Annotated in this window: 14 protein-coding genes; 10 read left to right on the top strand and 4 right to left on the bottom strand. The window is 53.3% G+C overall.

The window, feature by feature from the left end; translation table 11 throughout:
- Positions 1-38: 38 nt before the first annotated feature.
- Together GPJ68_RS04230 and araC are read right to left on the bottom strand one after the other, a co-directional pair.
- A complete protein-coding gene (locus tag GPJ68_RS04230; protein WP_016151676.1) occupies positions 39-806 on the bottom strand; it encodes a DedA family protein in 768 nt (255 codons plus the stop codon).
- 119 nt (positions 807-925) lie between these two features.
- A complete protein-coding gene (araC, locus tag GPJ68_RS04225) occupies positions 926-1,771 on the bottom strand; it encodes an arabinose operon transcriptional regulator AraC (protein ID WP_003018834.1) in 846 nt (281 codons plus the stop codon).
- Positions 1,772-2,110: 339 nt separating this feature from the next.
- Here araC and araB point away from each other — a divergent pair, with 339 nt between their 5' ends.
- Genes araB through araD form a run of 3 tightly spaced genes read left to right on the top strand, consistent with a single transcriptional unit; the run spans position 2,111 to position 6,086 of the window.
- Positions 2,111-3,820, top strand: a complete 1,710-nt coding sequence (araB, locus tag GPJ68_RS04220) for a ribulokinase (RefSeq protein ID WP_104651535.1) — start codon at positions 2,111-2,113, stop codon at positions 3,818-3,820.
- Between the two features lie 10 nt (positions 3,821-3,830).
- Positions 3,831-5,333 (top strand): L-arabinose isomerase, encoded by a 1,503-nt coding sequence (gene araA / locus GPJ68_RS04215; protein WP_019078359.1) that lies wholly within the window; start codon positions 3,831-3,833, stop codon positions 5,331-5,333.
- A 57-nt stretch (positions 5,334-5,390) separates the two neighbouring features.
- On the top strand, positions 5,391-6,086 hold the full coding sequence (gene araD / locus GPJ68_RS04210) for an L-ribulose-5-phosphate 4-epimerase (protein WP_019078358.1): 696 nt from the start codon (positions 5,391-5,393) through the stop codon (positions 6,084-6,086).
- A gap of 44 nt (positions 6,087-6,130) precedes the next feature.
- Here the strand turns inward: araD and GPJ68_RS04205 are convergent, their stop codons facing one another.
- A complete protein-coding gene (locus GPJ68_RS04205) occupies positions 6,131-6,514 on the bottom strand; it encodes a DUF4751 family protein (protein ID WP_016155677.1) in 384 nt (127 codons plus the stop codon).
- A 600-nt stretch (positions 6,515-7,114) separates the two neighbouring features.
- Between GPJ68_RS04205 and polB the strand changes: the two genes are divergently transcribed.
- The 3 genes from polB to rluA all read left to right on the top strand — a co-directional run bounded on the left by polB (position 7,115) and on the right by rluA (position 13,221).
- Positions 7,115-9,466: a DNA polymerase II gene (gene polB, locus GPJ68_RS04200; protein ID WP_080859379.1), complete on the top strand. Its 2,352-nt coding sequence runs from the start codon at positions 7,115-7,117 to the stop codon at positions 9,464-9,466.
- 177 nt (positions 9,467-9,643) lie between these two features.
- Positions 9,644-12,550, top strand: a complete 2,907-nt coding sequence (rapA, locus tag GPJ68_RS04195; protein WP_104651536.1) for an RNA polymerase-associated protein RapA — start codon at positions 9,644-9,646, stop codon at positions 12,548-12,550.
- 11 nt (positions 12,551-12,561) lie between these two features.
- Positions 12,562-13,221, top strand: coding sequence for a bifunctional tRNA pseudouridine(32) synthase/23S rRNA pseudouridine(746) synthase RluA (gene rluA, locus GPJ68_RS04190; RefSeq protein WP_104651537.1), 660 nt, complete (start codon positions 12,562-12,564; stop codon positions 13,219-13,221).
- A 94-nt stretch (positions 13,222-13,315) separates the two neighbouring features.
- Here the strand turns inward: rluA and djlA are convergent, their stop codons facing one another.
- Entirely contained in the window at positions 13,316-14,131 is an 816-nt protein-coding gene (djlA, locus tag GPJ68_RS04185; RefSeq protein WP_046276044.1) for a co-chaperone DjlA, read from the bottom strand.
- Positions 14,132-14,474: 343 nt separating this feature from the next.
- On the opposite strand from djlA, the gene lptD reads away from it, so the two are divergent.
- Genes lptD through rsmA form a run of 4 tightly spaced genes read left to right on the top strand, consistent with a single transcriptional unit; the run spans position 14,475 to position 19,987 of the window.
- Positions 14,475-16,841, top strand: a complete 2,367-nt coding sequence (lptD, locus tag GPJ68_RS04180; protein WP_104651538.1) for an LPS assembly protein LptD — start codon at positions 14,475-14,477, stop codon at positions 16,839-16,841.
- 53 nt (positions 16,842-16,894) lie between these two features.
- Positions 16,895-18,181 (top strand): peptidylprolyl isomerase SurA, encoded by a 1,287-nt coding sequence (gene surA, locus GPJ68_RS04175; protein ID WP_047498346.1) that lies wholly within the window; start codon positions 16,895-16,897, stop codon positions 18,179-18,181.
- A complete protein-coding gene (gene pdxA, locus GPJ68_RS04170; protein ID WP_016151664.1) occupies positions 18,181-19,173 on the top strand; it encodes a 4-hydroxythreonine-4-phosphate dehydrogenase PdxA in 993 nt (330 codons plus the stop codon). The genes surA and pdxA overlap by 1 nt, the downstream gene beginning before the upstream one ends.
- Positions 19,166-19,987 carry a 16S rRNA (adenine(1518)-N(6)/adenine(1519)-N(6))-dimethyltransferase RsmA gene (gene rsmA / locus GPJ68_RS04165; protein WP_003018865.1) on the top strand — a complete coding sequence of 274 codons (822 nt, stop codon included), beginning with the start codon at positions 19,166-19,168 and terminating at the stop codon, positions 19,985-19,987. Before pdxA ends, rsmA begins: the two co-directional genes overlap by 8 nt.
- Position 19,988: the final 1 nt, after the last annotated feature.

Here is a 19,988-nt window from a genome sequence, read left to right as displayed (position 1 = left end):
GGCCGGATAAGCGTCAGCGCCATCCGGCAAAAGAATCGTCAGAAACCCACGACTTTACGCAGAATATCAATATACACCGGCATCAGCGGATGGCGCAGTAACGCCACCAGCGCGACCACGCCGATCCCAAGCGTCAACGGCGCCAGATACAGTAAACGGCTGCGGGGGAAATACGCGGTTAAGCGATCGACTGCCGCTTTGCCGCTACGCCACAGTCGCCAGCAAAACCAGCCCCCTACCCATAGCAACAGCGCCGTCGCCAGCAGCAACCATTTAAAATCCCCGCTCTGCATCTCAGAAGGAATATCAATTGCCGCCCCCGCCAGGATCCCCGGCAGGAAGTAGAACGGCGGCCACAGTACGCAACCAATAATATTCGGGACGATAAATTTAGCGACAGGCAGATCCAGCATGCCCGCCACCATTGGCACCAGCGGACGCGTCGGTCCCACAAAACGCCCCACCAGAATGGTAAACATGCTGTGCTGATGCAGCGCGTGCTCGGTTTTATCCAGCAACGCCTTGTTCTTTTTCATGAACGACCAACGATGCAGCGGCTTTTTAAAGCGCCAGCCCAACCAGAAAGAGATCCAGTCCCCCAACAGGCAACCAATGATGCCCGCAAGCCAGGCATGCCAGAAGTTCAGTTCGCCACTGCCAATCAGCGCCCCCAGCCCCGCCATCATCACGGTACCGGGCAGAATCAGACCAACCAGCGCCAGTGACTCCAGAAAGGCCACCAGCAGTACGGCGATCAGGGAGTACAGGGCGGACTGAAGAATAAAGTGTTCCAGCAATGCTTGCATAATGTGTCCGTCAGATTTACGAAGCAGGGATTTTGATAACCCGTCTCAACTTCGTCAAGCCATCAATTGTCTGAATAGATTGCGAGTTATGACAACTTTCAGGACACATCATTCACTTTTTATTCACATCCGGCGCGAAACTCGCTCGGACTGGCGCCGGTACATTTTTTGAAAACGCGAGAAAAATAGAGCTGATCGTCAAAGCCAACATTGCGCCCCACCGTAGCAATGGGCATACGAGTGGTACTCAGCAATAGCTTGGCCTGGCTGATACGCTGATCCTCGCGCCAGCTTAATACGCTGATACCCAACTGCTGACGGAACAGATGCGACAAACGGGAAGGCGACAGGCAGACGTGCTGTGCGACGCTGGCAATATCAAAATTACTGTCCGCCAGGTGATCGCTGATGTACTGGCAGGCGTCGCGCACGCGGTTGTCCATGGGGGGATGCAGCGATTCATTAATGGCTTCCATACGTCGGAGCAATAACTGTTCCAGTAAATTAATCGCCAGCAGTTCGGAATAGCGACCTTCTCCCTGCCCGGCGTTGATTATCTGCCCAAACAGTTCGTTAAAATGCGGCTGATGTGCTTCATCCGGGCGAAAGAATCCAGTCTGGGCAAAAATGGCCGGCCAGGTCAGCCACTCCTGCCAGTAGGCGCGTGGGCGAAAGTAAACCCACTGGTGATACCACTCACTGGCATCAGGATGGCGTCCGTAGTGGTGAATTTCTCCGGGCGGAAACAGCAAAATATCGCCAGGCCGACAGACAAATTGTTTGCCCTGATTATTGATAACCCCTTCGCCACGGATAGTGAGATTGAGGATATAGCCCTTCATACCCAGCGGCCTGTCGATAAAAAAATCCAGGTATCCGTTCGCCTCTATGGGGGTTAATCCGGCCACCAAATGCGCGTTAAACGAATAACCTGGCAGCAGGGGATCGTTTTGCGTTTCAGCCATAATTTCAATACTCCCTATGTTCTGCTAAGAAACAATTTGTCCATATTACGCCAGACATCATTGCCGTCGCCCCTGCGGGCCGCTGTGTTTGCGGTAATGGACCATCAACCCCGCTTGTGAAAAGCACTTTGTAAAAAATATGTACTGCGCCAACGTTAAAATCGGCTAACAAAAGTGTCTATAACTACGGCAGAAATGTCCACATTGATTATTTGCACGGCGTCACACTTTGTGATGCCACAGCATTTTAGTCCATAAGATTAGCGAATCCTGCCTGACGGTTTTTATCCCTACTAACTACTGTTTATCCATACCCGTATTTTTGGATGGAGTAAGACGATGGCGATTGCAATTGGCCTCGATTTTGGCAGTGATTCAGTACGCGCTTTGGCAGTGGAATGTGCCACCGGTGAAGAAATCGCCACCAGCGTAGAGTGGTACCCACGTTGGCAGGAAGGACAGTATTGCGATGGTCCAAACAACCAGTTTCGCCATCATCCACGCGACTACATTGAATCAATGGAAGCGGCGCTGAAAACCGTGCTGGCCGAACTGAGCGTTAAACAGCGTGCGGAAGTGGTCGGGATTGGCGTTGACAGCACCGGTTCAACCCCGGCCCCCATCGATGCCGACGGCAACGTACTGGCGTTGCGTCCGGAGTTCGCTGAAAACCCAAATGCAATGTTTGTCCTGTGGAAAGATCACACCTCAGTAGAAGAATCTGAAGAAATTACCCGTCTGTGCCACACACCGGGCAAGATCGATTACTCCCGCTATATCGGCGGTATTTATTCCAGCGAATGGTTCTGGGCCAAAATCCTGCATGTGACCCGTCAGGACCACGCGGTTGCCGAGGCCGCGGTTTCGTGGATTGAACTGTGCGACTGGGTTCCAGCCCTGCTCTCTAATACCGTACGTCCACAGGATATTCGTCGCGGTCGCTGCAGCGCCGGGCATAAATCCCTGTGGCATGAAAGCTGGGGTGGTCTACCGCCAGCCAGTTTCTTTGACGAACTCGACCCCATCCTCAACCGCCATCTGCAATACCCGATGTTTACCGATACCTTCACAGCCGACCTGCCGGTTGGCACCCTGTGCGCCGAGTGGGCGCAGCGTCTGGGACTACCGGAAAGCGTGGTGATTGCAGGCGGCGCTTTTGACTGCCATATGGGCGCGGTCGGCGCGGGCGCACAGCCCAATACGCTGGTGAAAGTCATTGGCACGTCGACCTGCGACATTCTGATTGCTGACAAACACAGCGTCGGCGAGCGCGCGGTGAAAGGCATTTGCGGCCAGGTTGATGGCAGCGTGGTGCCGCATTTTATTGGCCTCGAGGCAGGCCAGTCCGCGTTCGGCGATATCTATGCCTGGTTTAGCCGTGTGCTGAGCTGGCCGCTGGAGCAGCTTGCCACGCAACACCCGGAGCTGAAGACCCAGATTAAAGCCAGCCAAAAACAGCTGCTACCAGCGCTAACCGAAGCCTGGGCGAGAAATCCGTCGCTGGATCACCTGCCGGTGGTGCTCGACTGGTTCAACGGTCGCCGTACGCCCAATGCCAACCAGCGTTTGAAAGGAGTGATTACCGATCTGAATCTGGCAACCGACGCGCCAGCGCTGTTCGGCGGTCTGATTGCCGCCACCGCCTTTGGTGCACGCGCCATCATGGAATGCTTCACCGAACAAGGCATTGCGGTTAACAACGTAATGGCGCTAGGCGGCATCGCCCGTAAAAATCCGGTCATCATGCAAGCCTGTTGTGACGTGCTCAACCGTCCGCTACAGATTGTCGCTTCAGACCAGTGCTGCGCACTCGGTGCGGCTATCTTTGCCGCCGTTGCCGCGAAAGTACACACCGATATTCCAGCCGCTCAGCAACAGATGGCAAGCGCCGTGGAAAACACGCTGCAACCTCGACCAGAGCAGGCTCAACGTTTTGAACAGCTTTACCGCCGATACCAGCAGTGGGCGATAAGCGCTGAACAACAATACCTTCCGACTGCCGCTCCGGCGCAACAAACCCCGGTAGACCAGGCAACCCTGACACATTAAGGACACGACAATGACGATTTTTGATAACTATGAAGTGTGGTTTGTGATTGGTAGCCAGCATCTGTATGGCCCTGAAACCCTGCGTCAGGTAACCCAACATGCCGAGCACGTCGTTAACGCGCTGAATACTGAAGCTAAACTGCCCTGCAAACTGGTTTTAAAACCGCTGGGTACTTCACCTGACGAGATTACCGCTATTTGTCGTGACGCTAACTACGACGATCGCTGCGCAGGTCTGGTGGTCTGGCTGCACACTTTCTCTCCGGCCAAAATGTGGATTAACGGTCTGACTATCCTCAACAAGCCGCTGATGCAATTCCATACCCAGTTCAACGCCGCCCTGCCGTGGGACAGCATTGATATGGACTTTATGAACCTGAACCAGACCGCGCACGGCGGCCGTGAATTCGGCTTCATCGGCGCACGTATGCGTCAGCAGCACGCCGTGGTCACCGGTCACTGGCAGGACAAACAAGCGCACGAACGCATCGGCTCCTGGATGCGCCAGGCCGTGTCCAAACAGGATACCCGCCATCTGAAAGTCTGCCGTTTTGGCGACAACATGCGTGAAGTCGCGGTCACCGATGGCGATAAAGTCGCTGCGCAGATCAAATTCGGCTTCTCGGTAAATACCTGGGCCGTAGGCGATCTGGTGCAGGTAGTAAACTCCATTAGCGACGGCGAAATCAACGCGCTAATCGATGAGTATGAAAGCACCTACACCATGACGGCGGCAACGCAAGTCCACGGTGAGAAACGTCAAAACGTACTGGAAGCGGCCCGTATTGAACTGGGGATGAAGCGCTTCCTGGAACAGGGCGGATTCCACGCCTTTACCACGACATTTGAAGATTTACACGGCCTGAAACAGCTCCCGGGTCTGGCCGTACAGCGTCTGATGCAACAAGGCTACGGCTTTGCGGGCGAAGGCGACTGGAAAACCGCCGCTCTGCTTCGCATCATGAAGGTGATGTCAACCGGTCTGCAGGGCGGCACCTCATTTATGGAGGATTACACCTACCACTTCGAGAAAGGCAACGATCTGGTGCTCGGCTCGCACATGCTGGAAGTATGCCCGTCTATCGCGGTGGAAGATAAACCGATCCTCGACGTTCAGCATCTCGGCATTGGTGGCAAAGACGATCCCGCTCGTCTGATCTTCAACACCAAAACTGGTCCGGCAATCGTTGCCAGCCTGATCGATCTTGGCGATCGCTATCGCCTGCTGGTTAACTGCATCGACACGGTTCAAACACCGCACTCCCTGCCGAAACTGCCGGTGGCTAACGCATTGTGGAAAGCCCAGCCTGATCTGCCAACCGCATCTGAAGCCTGGATCCTGGCCGGTGGCGCGCACCACACCGTCTTCAGCCACGCGCTGGATCTGAACGATATGCGCCAGTTCGCTGAAATGCACGATATCGAGATCGCCGTGATCGACAACGATACCCGCCTGCCGGCCTTTAAGGACGCGCTGCGCTGGAACGACGTCTATTACGGTTTTAAACGTTAATTATGTTGTTGCCGGATGGCTCTGCGCTTGCCCGCCATCCGGCACAGAGGAATCAACATGTTAGAAGATCTCAAACGTCAGGTGCTGGAAGCCAATCTGGCGTTGCCTAAGCACCACCTGGTCACCTTGACCTGGGGGAACGTGAGTGCCGTCGATCGCGAGCGCGGCGTGTTTGTGATAAAACCTTCCGGGGTCGATTACAGCGTTATGACCGCAGAAGATATGGTCGTAGTCAGTATCGCCACCGGTGAGGTTGTAGAAGGTACGAAGAAACCCTCCTCCGATACCCCAACGCACCGTCTGCTGTATCAGGCATTCCAAACCATTGGCGGCATTGTTCATACACATTCGCGTCATGCGACCATCTGGGCGCAGGCGGGCCAGTCGATTCCAGCCACGGGTACCACTCATGCGGACTATTTCTACGGATCGATTCCCTGCACACGGAAAATGACCGAGGAAGAAATCAACGGCGAATATGAGCGGGAAACCGGTAACGTGATCGTTGAAACCTTTGAGAAACAAGGCATTGACGCTTCGCAGATGCCTGGCGTGCTGGTGCACTCTCACGGTCCGTTTGCGTGGGGAAGAAACGCCGAAGATGCGGTACACAACGCCATCGTGCTGGAAGAAGTCGCCTACATGGGGATCTTCTGTCGCCAGCTCGCGCCGCAATTGCCGGATATGCAGCAAACCCTGTTAGATAAACATTACCTACGTAAACACGGCGCAAAAGCCTACTACGGTCAGTGAAAACAATCTGAGCGCGCCCGGAATCTCGGTGGCGCGCTCTCTGGTTATTCCTTTATATATTCCGCAAACGCACTTCGATACACACAGTTATTAGCACAAACGTATTTAATCACGTTGTCATAATGTCCCTGCGCCTCTTCACCATCCAGTGAATGAAAGAAAATGTAATCTGTAATCGTTGACTGCCAGCGCTGTCCATTCAACAGATAATTAATCACCGTATCACGATGACCATTTATTCTGTCATGCCCTTGCCAGTGAAAGAAAGCATTCCCACGTTCAATAACCTCAGTACGCCAAATTTGACCTGACCACGTTCTATACTCAATATATTGACTTACTGATTTAATTGTAGGATTAGATAACTGAGTATTAACAAATAAATAGTGATCATATCCTACCTGTAACGCCTGAGTATAAATATCCATAATAGGCCTCCATAACACTACGCACCCAAGCTATTGATATAAAACACCCGAGCTATCAGATGAATAAAATTATATTCAGCGATAAAAATCAAATTATACAGAGAGATATTCCCGACGAAATCGAACCGAAAATCCGTTTTTATCCAGACAATAGCAAGCCATAAAAATATATTATATTCAACCTGGTAACCCGAGTGTTTGATTAAAATAGTTACACTAACCATGAATAAAAACAAATAAAAAAAATAACCATTTTTCCTGAACCGAGGGATGAGTAACAAAACCATACGAGCACGATTCCGAAAATGACATAAAAATCCTGAAACGGACTTCCAATTTATGAAACAAATATAATTACAAAAGAATAATAGATCCAAATAGCCATGACAGGCCAATAAAATAATTAAAGGAAGAGCTTTCAATTAAGGCATTCATTTATTAAATACCAAACCCTATCCTGTAACACTTTTACTGCGGAGGGCATTTTACTTTTATTGTCACAATAACTTCCCGCAGCTCTCATTTTTAACTGTATAAAATAACAGTACAATCGTGTAAACCAGGCTATAATAATGCCTGGTTTTTTAATGGGTACGCAGCGTGGCGCAGGCAGGCTTTATTTTAACCCGGCACTGGCGGGACACCCCGCAGGGAACTGAGGTCACATTCTGGCTGGCTACAGACGACGGGCCGCTACAGGTCACGCTCGCGCCTCAGGAGTCGGTCGCGTTTATTCCTGTCAGTCAGGTTCCTCGCGTAGCGTCATTATTACGCAATGAAAACGGCTATCGTCTGACGCCGCTGCAATTGCAAGACTTCCACCGCCAGCCCGTTTCCGGCCTGTATTGCCGCTCACATCGCCAGCTCATGCGGCTGGAAAAGCTGCTGCGTGAAAACGCAATTACCGTCTACGAGGCCGACGTGCGTCCGCCGGAACGGTATCTGATGGAGCGTTTTATCACCTCACCTGTGTGGGTTGAAGGCGACAGACATAACGGTACGCTGGTTAATGCCCGGTTGAAGCCGAACCCTGACTATCGACCGCCGCTGAAATGGGTCTCGCTGGATATCGAAACCACGCGCCACGGCGAACTCTACTGTATCGGCCTTGAAGGCTGTGGGCAGCGTATTGTCTACATGCTCGGCCCGGCAAACGGCGATGCCTCAGCGCTGGATTTTGAACTTGAATATGTCGCAAGCCGCCCGCAGTTACTGGAAAAGCTCAACGACTGGATTGCCCGTCACGATCCTGATGTGGTAATCGGCTGGAACGTCGTGCAATTCGATTTACGCGTCCTGCAAAAGCATGCTGAACGTTACCGCATTCCCCTGCGTTTTGGCCGTGACAATAGCGAGCTGGAGTGGCGCGAACATGGCTTCAAAAACGGCGTATTCTTCGCGCAGGCTAAAGGTCGCCTGATTATCGACGGCATTGAGGCGCTTAAATCCGCATTCTGGAATTTCTCATCCTTTTCACTGGAAACGGTGTCACAGGAGCTGCTGGGCGAAGGGAAGTCGATAGATAATCCCTGGGACAGGATGGACGAAATAGATCGCCGGTTTGCCCAGGATAAACCCGCGCTCGCCACCTACAATCTCAAAGACTGTGAGCTGGTCACGCGTATTTTTCATAAAACCGAGATCATGCCATTTTTGCTGGAACGATCGACGGTAAACGGCCTGCCGGTCGACCGGCACGGCGGTTCCGTTGCCGCCTTCGGCCATCTCTACCTACCGCGAATGCACCGGGCGGGCTATGTGGCACCGAATCTGGGGGAAGTTCCCGCGCACGCCAGCCCCGGTGGCTACGTGATGGACTCGCGCCCGGGTTTGTACGACTCCGTGCTGGTGCTGGATTACAAAAGCCTGTACCCGTCAATTATTCGTACTTTTTTGATCGATCCAGTGGGACTTATCGAAGGGATGGCACAGCCGGATCGGGAACACAGTACCGAGGGGTTCCTTGACGCCTGGTTCTCACGCGAAAAGCACTGTCTGCCGGAAATCGTTACCCAGATCTGGCATGGGCGTGATGAAGCCAAACGCCGCGGCAATAAGCCGCTCTCACAGGCGCTGAAAATCATCATGAACGCGTTTTACGGCGTGCTTGGCACCACCGCCTGCCGCTTTTTCGACCCGAGGCTGGCTTCGTCTATCACCATGCGCGGTCACGCGATCATGCGTCAGACCAAAGCGCTGATTGAGGCTCAGGGTTACGACGTCATCTATGGCGACACCGACTCCACCTTTGTCTGGCTTAAAAAGGCGCACTCGGAAGACGATGCGGCCCGGATTGGTCGGGAGCTGGTGAGCTATGTCAACAACTGGTGGGCGCAATCGCTGAAGCAGCAAAACCTGACCAGCGCGCTGGAGCTGGAATTTGAAACCCACTTTTGTCGCTTTCTGATGCCGACCATTCGCGGTGCAGATACCGGCAGCAAAAAACGCTACGCCGGAATGATTCAGTCAGGTGCTGAGCAACGCATGGTATTTAAAGGTCTGGAAACGGTACGCACCGACTGGACGCCGCTGGCCCAGCAGTTTCAGCAGGAGCTGTACCTGCGAATTTTTCGTAACGAGCCTTATCAAGAGTTTGTTCGCGAGACTATCGACCGTCTGATGGCGGGTGAACTGGATGAACACCTGGTGTACCGCAAACGCCTGCGCCGCCCGTTGAGCGAATACCAGCGGAATGTTCCGCCGCACGTTCGCGCCGCACGGCTCGCCGATGAGCAGAACGTCAAACTGGGGCGTCCGCAGCAGTATCAGAATCGTGGCACGATTAAATATGTCTGGACGATAAATGGACCTGAACCTGTTGATTATCAGCTATCTGCACTTGATTACGAGCATTATCTGACCCGCCAGATCCAGCCGGTTGCCGAGGGAATTCTTCCCTTTATTGACGATAATTTTGCTACACTACTCACAGGACAACTGGGGTTATTTTGACGCGTGACGAAACCGCCGCCATCCAGTACCATAGCGCCCTTTCCATTCCTGGACCCATTTAACACCCCTACCACTGATTTATTAGCCTGGTAGCGGGGTCGTATGCTCTCAATAACGGGGACTAGCCCGGAAAATGACGAGTATTGCCTGCAATTAAAGATATAGAGCCGAACATATATGCCTTTTACACTTGGTCAACGCTGGATCAGCGATACAGAAAGCGAATTGGGACTTGGTACTGTTGTCGCCATGGATGCGCGAACCGTCACTTTACTTTTCTCATCGACGGGTGAAAACCGTCTGTATGCGCGCAGTGATTCCCCCGTGACCCGCGTGATGTTCAACCCTGGCGACACGATCACGAGCCATGAAGGCTGGCAACTGCATGTCGACGAAGTAAAAGAAGAAAACGGCCTGCTTGCCTATATCGGAACCCGCCTTGATACCGAAGAAACCGGTGTAACGCTGCGTGAAGTGCTGCTCGACAGCAAACTGGTTTTCAGTAAACCCCAGGATCGCCTGTTTGCCGGCCAGATTGACCGTATGGACCGCTTTGCGCTGCGCTATCGCGCACGTAAATTTCAGAGCGAACAGTACCGTATGCCGTGGAGTGGTTTGCGTGGCCAACGTACCAGCTTGATCCCCCACCAGCTCAACATTGCCCATGATGTCGGCCGTCGTCATGCCCCTCGCGTGTTGCTGGCAGACGAAGTGGGTTTAGGTAAAACCATTGAAGCTGGGATGATCCTGCATCAACAGCTGCTGTCAGGCGCCGCGGAGCGCGTGCTGATCATCGTCCCGGAGACGTTACAACACCAGTGGCTGGTCGAAATGCTGCGTCGTTTCAACCTGCGCTTTGCGCTGTTTGATGATGAGCGTTATGCAGAAGCGCAGCACGATGCCTACAACCCGTTTGAAACCGAACAGTTGGTTATCTGTTCGCTGGACTTTGCCCGTCGCAGTAAACAGCGTCTGGAGCACCTGTGTGATGCCGAGTGGGATCTGCTGATTGTCGATGAAGCCCATCACCTGGTGTGGAGCGAAGACGCGCCCAGCCGTGAATATATGGCCGTTGAACAGCTGGCAGAGCGCGTACCAGGCATCCTGCTGCTGACCGCAACGCCGGAACAGCTAGGCCTGGAAAGCCACTTTGCGCGCCTGCGCCTACTGGATCCAAGCCGCTTCCACGATTTCGCCCAGTTTGTTGAAGAACAGAAAAATTACCGTCCGGTCGCCGACGCCGTCGCCTTGTTACTGGCTGGCAACAAGCTGAGTAACAATGAGCTGAACATGTTAGGTGACATGATTGGCGAACAGGACATTGAGCCGTTACTGCAGGCGGCAAACAGCGACAGCGAAGACGCCCAGAGCGCGCGTCAGGAGCTGGTTTCGATGCTGATGGACCGCCACGGCACCAGCCGCGTGCTGTTCCGAAATACCCGTAACGGTGTGAAAGGCTTCCCTAAACGCGAGCTGCATACCATCAAATTGCCGTTGCCAACCCAATACCAGACGGCCATTAAAGTCTCCGGCATTATGGGCGCGCGTAAGAGTGCGGAAGACCGCGCGCGCGACATGCTCTACCCGGAGCAGATTTATCAGGAATTCGAAGGCGACACCGGCACCTGGTGGAACTTTGACCCGCGCGTGGAATGGCTGATGGGCTACCTGACCAGCCACCGCTCGCAAAAAGTTCTGGTTATCTGCGCGAAAGCCACCACTGCGCTTCAGCTGGAGCAGGTTCTGCGCGAGCGCGAAGGTATCCGCGCCGCCGTATTCCATGAAGGGATGTCGATCATTGAACGTGACCGCGCTGCGGCCTGGTTTAGCGAAGAAGATAGCGGCGCCCAGGTGATGCTGTGCTCTGAAATCGGCTCCGAAGGGCGTAACTTCCAGTTCGCCAGCCATCTGGTGATGTTTGATCTGCCTTTCAATCCGGACCTGCTGGAACAGCGTATTGGCCGTCTGGACCGTATTGGTCAGGTGCATGATATCCAGATCCACGTTCCATACCTGGAAAAAACCGCGCAATCCGTGCTGGTGCGTTGGTACCACGAAGGTCTGGATGCGTTCGAACACACTTGCCCGACCGGACGTACCATCTATGACACGGTATATAACAATCTGATCGGCTACCTGGCTGAGCCAGAAAACACCGATGGCTTTGACGATCTGATCAAAACCTGTCGCGAACAGCATGACGCGCTGAAAGCGCAGCTGGAGCAAGGTCGCGATCGCCTGCTGGAGATCCACTCTAACGGCGGCGAAAAAGCGCTGGCGCTGGCTGAGAGTATTGAAGAACAGGACGACGATACCAGCCTGATCGCCTTCGCCATGAACCTGTTTGATATCGTTGGTATTAATCAGGATGACCGTGGCGACAATTTGATCGTACTGACACCGTCCGATCATATGCTGGTGCCGGATTTCCCAGGGCTGCCGGAAGATGGCTGTACCATTACGTTTGAGCGTGATGTTGCCCTGTCGCGTGAAGACGCGCAGTTTATTACCTGGGAGCATCCGCTGATCCGTAATGGTCTGGATCTGATCCTCTCCGGCGACACAGGAAGCAGCACCATTTCTTTGCTGAAAAACAAAGCATTACCGGTCGGTACTCTGCTGGTTGAACTGGTCTACGTCGTTGAAGCGCAAGCGCCAAAACAGCTGCAGTTAAACCGCTTCCTGCCGCCAACCCCGGTACGCATGCTGCTGGACAAAAACGGCAACAACCTTGCCGCGCAGGTTGAATTCGAAACCTTTAACCGTCAGCTCAGCGCCGTTAACCGCCACACCGGCAGTAAACTGGTCAACGCCGTACAGCAGGATGTGCATGCCATTCTGCAACTCGGTGAAGCGCAGGTAGAAAAATCGGCCCGCGCGCTGATCGACGCGGCGCGCAAAGAAGCGGACGAGAAGCTGACGGCTGAACTCTCCCGTCTGGAAGCGCTGCGTGCCGTTAACCCGAACATCCGTGATGACGAACTCAGCGCCATTGAAAGCAATCGTCAGCTGGTGATGGAAAGCCTGGATCAGGCGGGATGGCGTCTGGATGCCCTGCGCCTGATCGTCGTGACGCATCAGTAACGGAGCCTGACATGGGGATGGAAAACTATAATCCGCCGCAGGAACCCTGGCTGGTTATCCTGTATCAGGATGAGCACATTATGGTGGTCAACAAGCCGAGCGGCTTGTTGTCCGTGCCGGGTCGTCTGGATGAACACAAAGACAGCGTGATGACGCGTATTCAGCGCGATTACCCGCAAGCTGAATCCGTACATCGTCTGGATATGGCAACCAGCGGCGTGATTGTAGTGGCGCTAACTAAAGCGGCAGAGCGCGAGCTAAAGCGCCAGTTTCGCGAACGCGAGCCGAAGAAACAGTATGTCGCACGCGTCTGGGGACATCCCGCTCCGGCCGAGGGGCTGGTTGATTTACCGCTGATTTGCGACTGGCCGAATCGGCCAAAGCAGAAAGTGTGTTATGAGACCGGAAAACCGGCGCAGACCGAGTATGAAGTGGTGGAGTTTGCGGAAGATAACACCGCCCGGGTCGTGCTCAAACCCATTACCGGACGCTCCCACCAGTTGCGTGTGCATATGCTGGCATTAGGGCATCCGATCCTGGGCGACCGCTTCTACGCCCCGCCACAGGCCCTGGCGTTAGCGCCGCGCCTGCTGCTGCACGCAGAGATGTTAACTATCACGCATCCCGAATACGGCAACAGTATGACGTTTAAAGTTCCGGCAGATTTTTAAACGCAGGCCCCATTTAGGCCGGGTGCTTCGCTTGCCCGGCCTACAGTCATTAACGTAGGCCGGATAAGGCGCTAGCTGCCACCCGGCATAACGATTATTTAAAACCTTTCTGTTCTTTAATTAGCTCGTAAGCTTTTTGAATTTCCTGCGCTTTTTGCTTCGCCATTTCCATCATTTCTGGCGGCAGGCCTTTCGCCACCAGTTTGTCCGGATGGTGCTCGCTCATCAGCTTACGGTATGCGCGCTTAATGGTGGTCGCATCATCGGTCGCTTTCACACCCAGCACATTGCAGGCGTCTTCCAGCGTCGGACCGCGTTGCGTCTGCTGCCAGCCACCGCCGCCGGACTGCTGCTGATATCCGCCGCCGAACTGAGCGCCGCCCTGCATCATGCGCAGAAACTGATCAAACTGGGTACGTGAGATCCCCAACTCTTCAGCAATCACATACAGCACTTCACGCTCGTTCGGATGCAACGACCCATCGGCAAAAGCCGCCTGGATCTGAATCTCCAGAAACATGCGGATCAGATCGAAGCGACCAAAACAGACGCTGCGAAACTGACGCATTTTTTCACGTAATGGGTAATTGTCCGATTTTCCCACCCGGAAGGCATGTTGCGCGGCGGTACGCGAGTCGCCGTGCAAATTCATTCGATCCATCAATTGACTGGCGATATGGATATCGGCTTCCGTGACGCGACCTTTGGATTTGGTCAGATGCCCCATCACCTCAAAAGTGGTGGCAAAAAACAGCGCCTGGCGTTCGCGCTGGTTGGCAAACCACGCCATTTTGCGCATGCGGGCTTTGTCGAACATGTGGCCAACTAACAGGCCCAGAACCACACCCCAGAAGCCGCCGCCCATCATTAAGGCCACGGCGACACCAATTATCTTTCCCCAATACTGCATAGACTCCCCAAATCTTTCTGCTCTCAGCCAGGATATGTCCCACAATATAAGGTGCTTTTACCGATTTACGGCTGCGGTCAATTGTGGGACATCGCCTATAATTTGCATTATCATACCTGTCATTCTATGCCGTGCCTAACACCACAAACGCTATACCCGTTGGATTTCGAGTTGCAACAAGGCGGCAACGCAGTGACCAATTCATCTGGAACGAAGATGCAGCTTGAAAGGTGGCGGGATAAAATGGGCAGGATTAATACTAGCGAAGTGAAGATGAGATAAGTTAGGCTGTGACCGTTTGTCACGCGCGACGCTACTGATGATGGAACAATAAATACAACGTATGAAAAAACGTATTCCCACTCTTCTGGCCACCATGATTGCCAGCGCCCTCTATAGCCATCAGGGTCTGGCAGCCGATCTCGCCTCACAGTGTATGCTGGGCGTGCCAAGCTATGACCGTCCTCTGGTACAGGGCGAGACTAATGAATTACCCGTCACCATCACTGCTGACAACGCGAAAGGGAATTACCCGGATGACGCGGTGTTTACCGGCAATGTGGACATCGCACAGGGTAACAGCCGCCTGCAGGCCGACGAAGTGCAGCTTCATCAGAAGCAGGCAGAAGGCCAGCCGGAGCCAGTTCGTACCGTCGATGCGCTGGGCAATGTCCATTATGATGACAATCAGGTTATTCTGAAGGGGCCGAAGGGCTGGTCTAATCTGAATACCAAAGATACCAACATCTGGGAAGGTGATTATCAGATGGTAGGCCGTCAGGGGCGCGGAAAAGCCGATCTGATGAAGCAGCGTGGGGAAAACCGCTATACCATTCTGGAAAACGGTAGCTTCACCTCCTGTCTGCCAGGTTCCAATACCTGGAGCGTCGTCGGTAGCGAAGTCATTCACGACCGTGAAGAACAGGTCGCAGAGATCTGGAACGCCCGTTTTAAACTGGGTCCGGTTCCGGTCTTTTACAGTCCTTATTTACAGTTACCCGTCGGCGATAAGCGTCGCTCTGGTTTCCTGATCCCGAACGCAAAATACTCTACCAACAACTATTTTGAGTTCTATCTCCCGTATTATTGGAACATTGCGCCCAATATGGACGCCACCATCACGCCGCATTATATGCACCGTCGTGGCGGTATCATGTGGGAGAACGAATTCCGCTACCTCACCCAGGCGGGTGCAGGTCTGATGGAGTTCGACTATCTGAATTCCGATAAAGTGTACGAGGATGATGACACTCATAAGAAAGATGATAATTCACGTCGCTGGCTGTTCTACTGGCAACACGCCGGTGTAATGGATCAGGTGTGGCGTTTCAACGTTGACTACACCAAGGTCAGCGACACCAGCTACTTTAATGATTTTGATAATAAATACGGTTCCAGTACCGACGGCTACGCCACGCAAAAATTCAGCGTCGGCTACGCGGTACAAAACTTTGACGCTACGGTTTCGACCAAGCAGTTCCAGGTCCTTGATGACCAGAACAAAAGTAGTTATTCCGCTCAGCCACAGTTAGACGTCAACTACTACCAGAATGATGTGGGCCCGTTTGATACCCGGATTTATGGGCAGGCGGTCCATTTCGTTAATACCAAGGACTACATGCCAGAAGCGACGCGTGTTCACCTTGAACCAACAATTAATCTGCCGTTGTCGAATAACTGGGGAAGTATCAATACCGAAGCGAAGCTGCTGGCAACGCACTATCAGCAAACTAACCTGGATTGGTACAACAACAACCCGAGTAACGTTAACAAGCTCGATGATTCCGCCAACCGCGTCATGCCGCAGTTTAAAGTTGACGGCAAGATGATCTTCGAGCGCGATATGAACATGTTGGCGCCGGGCTATACCCAAACGCTTGAGCCGCGCGCGCAGTACCTGTATGTACCGTATCGCAACCAAAGTCATATCTATAACTATGACTCGTCCCTGCTGCAATCTGACTACAGCGGCCTGTTCCGTGATCGTACCTATGGCGGTCTGGACCGCATCGCGTCTGCCAACCAGGTCACGACCGGGGTCACATCTCGCGTTTATGATGACGCAGCCGTTGAACGTTTTAATATTTCTGTGGGTCAAATCTACTATTTCACTGAGTCTCGCACCGGCGATGACCATATCGAATGGGAGAATGATGACAAAACGGGCTCATTGGTATGGGCAGGTGACACCTACTGGCGCATCTCCGATCGCTGGGGTTTACGCAGTGGGATCCAGTACGATACCCGTCTGGACAGCGTTGCAACCAGCAACAGCAGCATCGAATATCGTCGCGACGAAAACCGTATGCTGCAATTGAACTACCGTTATGCCAGCCCGGAGTATATTCAGGCTGCAGTGCCTTCCCGTGATGTGACTAAACCACAATATGAAAACGGGATTTCACAGGTGGGCGCGGTAGCAAGCTTCCCGATCGCCGACCGCTGGTCGATTGTCGGGGCTTACTACTTTGATACCAACGTGAACAAAGAAGCGGATTCCATGCTGGGTCTGCAGTACAACTCCTGCTGTTACGCCATTCGCTTCGGCTACGAACGTAAGCTGAACGGCTGGGATGACAAACAGCAGCACGCGATTTATGACAACACGATCGGCTTTAATATCGAACTACGCGGCCTGAGTTCCAACTACGGTCTCGGCACCAACCAAATGTTACGTTCGAACATTTTACCGTATCAAAGCTCTTTATGATCTGATTGATTTACAACGTAATCCGCTTTGCGGTTAATTGAAATGGAAAAAGTATGAAGAACTGGAAAACGCTGCTTCTCGGTATCGCCATGATCGCGAATACCAGTTTCGCTGCCCCACAGGTAGTCGATAAAGTCGCAGCCGTCGTCAATAACGGCGTCGTTCTGGAAAGCGACGTCGATGGCTTAATGCAGTCAGTAAAACTTAATGCGGGTCAGGCTGGTCAACAATTACCGGACGACGCCACGCTGCGTCATCAGATCCTGGAACGTTTGATCATGGATCAAATCCTCCTGCAGATGGGTCAGAAGATGGGTGTTAAAATCTCTGACGAGCAACTGGATCAGGCAATTGCCAACATCGCCAAGCAAAACAACATGACGCTGGATCAGATGCGCAGCCGTCTGGCACAGGATGGCTTAAGCTATTCGACCTATCGTAACCAAATCCGCAAAGAGATGACCATCTCTGAAGTGCGTAACAGCGAAGTTCGCCGTCGCGTTACTATCCTGCCTCAGGAAGTGGATGCTCTGGCGCAGCAGGTCGGCAACCAAAACGATGCCAGCACCGAGCTGAACCTGAGCCACATTCTGATCCCATTACCGGAAAACCCAACTTCTGACCAAGTTAACGCGGCTGAAAGTCAGGCGCGCTCTGTTGTTGATGAAGCGCGTAACGGTAGCGATTTCGGCAAACTGGCTATCACCTATTCCGCTGACCAGCAGGCGCTGAAAGGCGGCCAGATGGGTTGGGGACGTATTCAGGAGCTGCCAGGCATCTTTGCCCAGGCGCTAAGCACCGCGAAAAAGGGCGATATCATCGGCCCAATTCGTTCTGGTGTCGGCTTCCACATCCTGAAAGTCAACGATATGCGTGGTCAAAGCCAGAGCATCTCCGTGACTGAAGTTCATGCCCGCCATATTCTGCTCAAGCCATCGCCGATCATGACCGATCAACAGGCGCGTCTGAAGCTGGAACAAATCGCAGCTGATATTAAGAGCGGTAAAACAACCTTCGCGGCAGCGGCTAAAGAGTTTTCTCAGGATCCGGGTTCTGCCAACCAGGGCGGCGATCTGGGCTGGGCTGCAGCGGATATTTTCGATCCCGCTTTCCGCGATGCGCTGACCAAACTTCAGAAAGGCCAGATGAGTACCCCGGTGCACTCCTCTTTCGGGTGGCATCTGATCGAGCTGCTGGACACGCGTAACGTTGATAAAACTGACGCGGCGCAGAAAGACAGAGCTTATCGTATGCTGATGAACCGTAAATTCTCGGAAGAAGCTGCGACCTGGATGCAGGAACAGCGCGCCAGCGCCTACGTTAAAGTTCTGAGCAACTAATGACTCGTATTCAACGCGTTGTGATCACTCCCGGCGAACCCGCCGGGATTGGCCCGGACCTGGTGGTTCAGCTCGCCCAACGTGAGTGGCCTGTAGAACTCGTTGTCTGCGCGGATGCCGCACTCCTCAGTGACCGGGCAGCAATGCTCGGTTTACCGCTTTCACTCCTCCCATACTCTCCAGATACCCCAGCCAGACCGCAATCAGCAGGTACGTTGACGCTGTTGCCGATTGCGCTGCGGGCACCTGTTATCGCGGGTCAGTTGGCGGTAGAGAACGGACAATATGTGGTGGATACGCTGGCTCGCGCCTGCGATGGTTGTCTGCAAGGTGAGTTTGCGGCGCTGATTACCGGTCCGGTACACAAGGGCGTAATCAATGACGCAGGCGTCCCGTTTACCGGACATACCGAGTTTTTTGAAGAGCGCTCACAGGCGAAGAAAGTCGTCATGATGCTGGCGACTGAAGCGCTGCGCGTTGCCCTGGCAACCACTCATTTGCCGCTCAGAGCCGTTGCCGACGCCATTACGCCTGCTCTGCTTAAAGAAGTGATCGGTATTTTGCATCATGATTTGCGCACCAAGTTTGGCATTGCCGATCCGCATATTCTGGTGTGCGGTCTTAACCCGCATGCCGGTGAAGGTGGTCATATGGGAACGGAAGAGATAGACACCCTCATTCCGGTCCTTGATGAACTGCGTGCGCAGGGGATGAAATTAAACGGCCCGCTGCCCGCAGATACGCTGTTTCAGCCCAAATATCTCGACCACGCGGATGCCGTGCTGGCAATGTACCACGATCAGGGTCTCCCCGTGCTAAAATACCAGGGATTTGGTCGCGGTGTGAATATCACGCTGGGCCTGCCCTTTATTCGCACATCCGTCGATCACGGCACCGCGCTTGAACTTGCGGGTCGTGGGCAAGCAGATGTCGGCAGTTTTATTACGGCGCTTAATCTCGCCATCAAAATGATTGTTAATACCAATGAATAATCGAGTCCATCAGGGCCACTTAGCCCGTAAACGTTTCGGGCAAAACTTCCTCAACGATCAGTTTGTGATCGAAAGTATTGTCTCTGCTATCAACCCGCAGAAAGGTCAGGCTATGGTCGAAATCGGCCCGGGCCTGGCAGCGTTGACCGAACCTGTAGGCGAACGCCTGGACAAGCTCACGGTCATTGAGCTGGACCGCGATCTCGCCGCCCGCCTGCAAACACACCCGTTTTTAGGGCCGAAGCTGACGATTTATCAGCAAGATGCCATGACCATGAACTTCGGCGAACTCGCACAAACGATGGGTCAGCCGCTGCGCGTATTCGGCAACCTGCCGTATAACATCTCCACGCCGCTCATGTTCCATCTTTTTTCCTATACTGATGCCATCGCCGACATGCATTTCATGTTGCAAAAAGAGGTGGTTAACCGTCTGGTTGCAGGGCCAAACAGTAAAGCGTATGGTCGATTAAGCGTCATGGCGCAGTATTACTGCAATGTGATCCCGGTACTTGAAGTGCCGCCATCCGCATTTACGCCTGCGCCTAAAGTCGATTCCGCCGTGGTACGTCTGGTCCCTCACGCGACAATGCCGTACCCCGTTAAAGATGTTCGTGTGCTGAGCCGTATTACCACTGAAGCGTTTAATCAGCGTCGCAAAACGGTACGTAATAGTCTCGGCAACCTGTTTAGCGTTGAAGTACTGACAGAGCTGGGCGTTGATCCGGCGATGCGAGCGGAAAATATCTCTGTCGCGCAATACTGCCGGATGGCTAACTATCTGTCAGAAAACGCGCCATCGAAGGAGAGTTAAA

It is taken from the genome of Citrobacter sp. 172116965, assembly GCF_013458095.1.
Taxonomy (GTDB): Bacteria; Pseudomonadota; Gammaproteobacteria; order Enterobacterales; family Enterobacteriaceae; genus Citrobacter; species Citrobacter braakii.
Note: the sequence above shows the minus strand (reverse complement) of the source record. Positions and strands in the feature narration are given on the sequence as shown.

What these genes read in the sequence shown, in the direction of transcription:
- djlA (WP_046276044.1), bottom strand. Translation starts at nt 14,131, where the DNA reads ATGCAGTATTGGGGAAAGATAATTGGTGTCGCCGTGGCCTTAATGATG.
- rapA (WP_104651536.1), top strand. Translation starts at nt 9,644, where the DNA reads ATGCCTTTTACACTTGGTCAACGCTGGATCAGCGATACAGAAAGCGAA.
- araA (WP_019078359.1), top strand. Translation starts at nt 3,831, where the DNA reads ATGACGATTTTTGATAACTATGAAGTGTGGTTTGTGATTGGTAGCCAG.
- araB (WP_104651535.1), top strand. Translation starts at nt 2,111, where the DNA reads ATGGCGATTGCAATTGGCCTCGATTTTGGCAGTGATTCAGTACGCGCT.
- rluA (WP_104651537.1), top strand. Translation starts at nt 12,562, where the DNA reads ATGGGGATGGAAAACTATAATCCGCCGCAGGAACCCTGGCTGGTTATC.
- rsmA (WP_003018865.1), top strand. Translation starts at nt 19,166, where the DNA reads ATGAATAATCGAGTCCATCAGGGCCACTTAGCCCGTAAACGTTTCGGG.
- araC (WP_003018834.1), bottom strand. Translation starts at nt 1,771, where the DNA reads ATGGCTGAAACGCAAAACGATCCCCTGCTGCCAGGTTATTCGTTTAAC.
- GPJ68_RS04205 (WP_016155677.1), bottom strand. Translation starts at nt 6,514, where the DNA reads ATGGATATTTATACTCAGGCGTTACAGGTAGGATATGATCACTATTTA.
- GPJ68_RS04230 (WP_016151676.1), bottom strand. Translation starts at nt 806, where the DNA reads ATGCAAGCATTGCTGGAACACTTTATTCTTCAGTCCGCCCTGTACTCC.
- pdxA (WP_016151664.1), top strand. Translation starts at nt 18,181, where the DNA reads ATGACTCGTATTCAACGCGTTGTGATCACTCCCGGCGAACCCGCCGGG.
- araD (WP_019078358.1), top strand. Translation starts at nt 5,391, where the DNA reads ATGTTAGAAGATCTCAAACGTCAGGTGCTGGAAGCCAATCTGGCGTTG.
- lptD (WP_104651538.1), top strand. Translation starts at nt 14,475, where the DNA reads ATGAAAAAACGTATTCCCACTCTTCTGGCCACCATGATTGCCAGCGCC.
- surA (WP_047498346.1), top strand. Translation starts at nt 16,895, where the DNA reads ATGAAGAACTGGAAAACGCTGCTTCTCGGTATCGCCATGATCGCGAAT.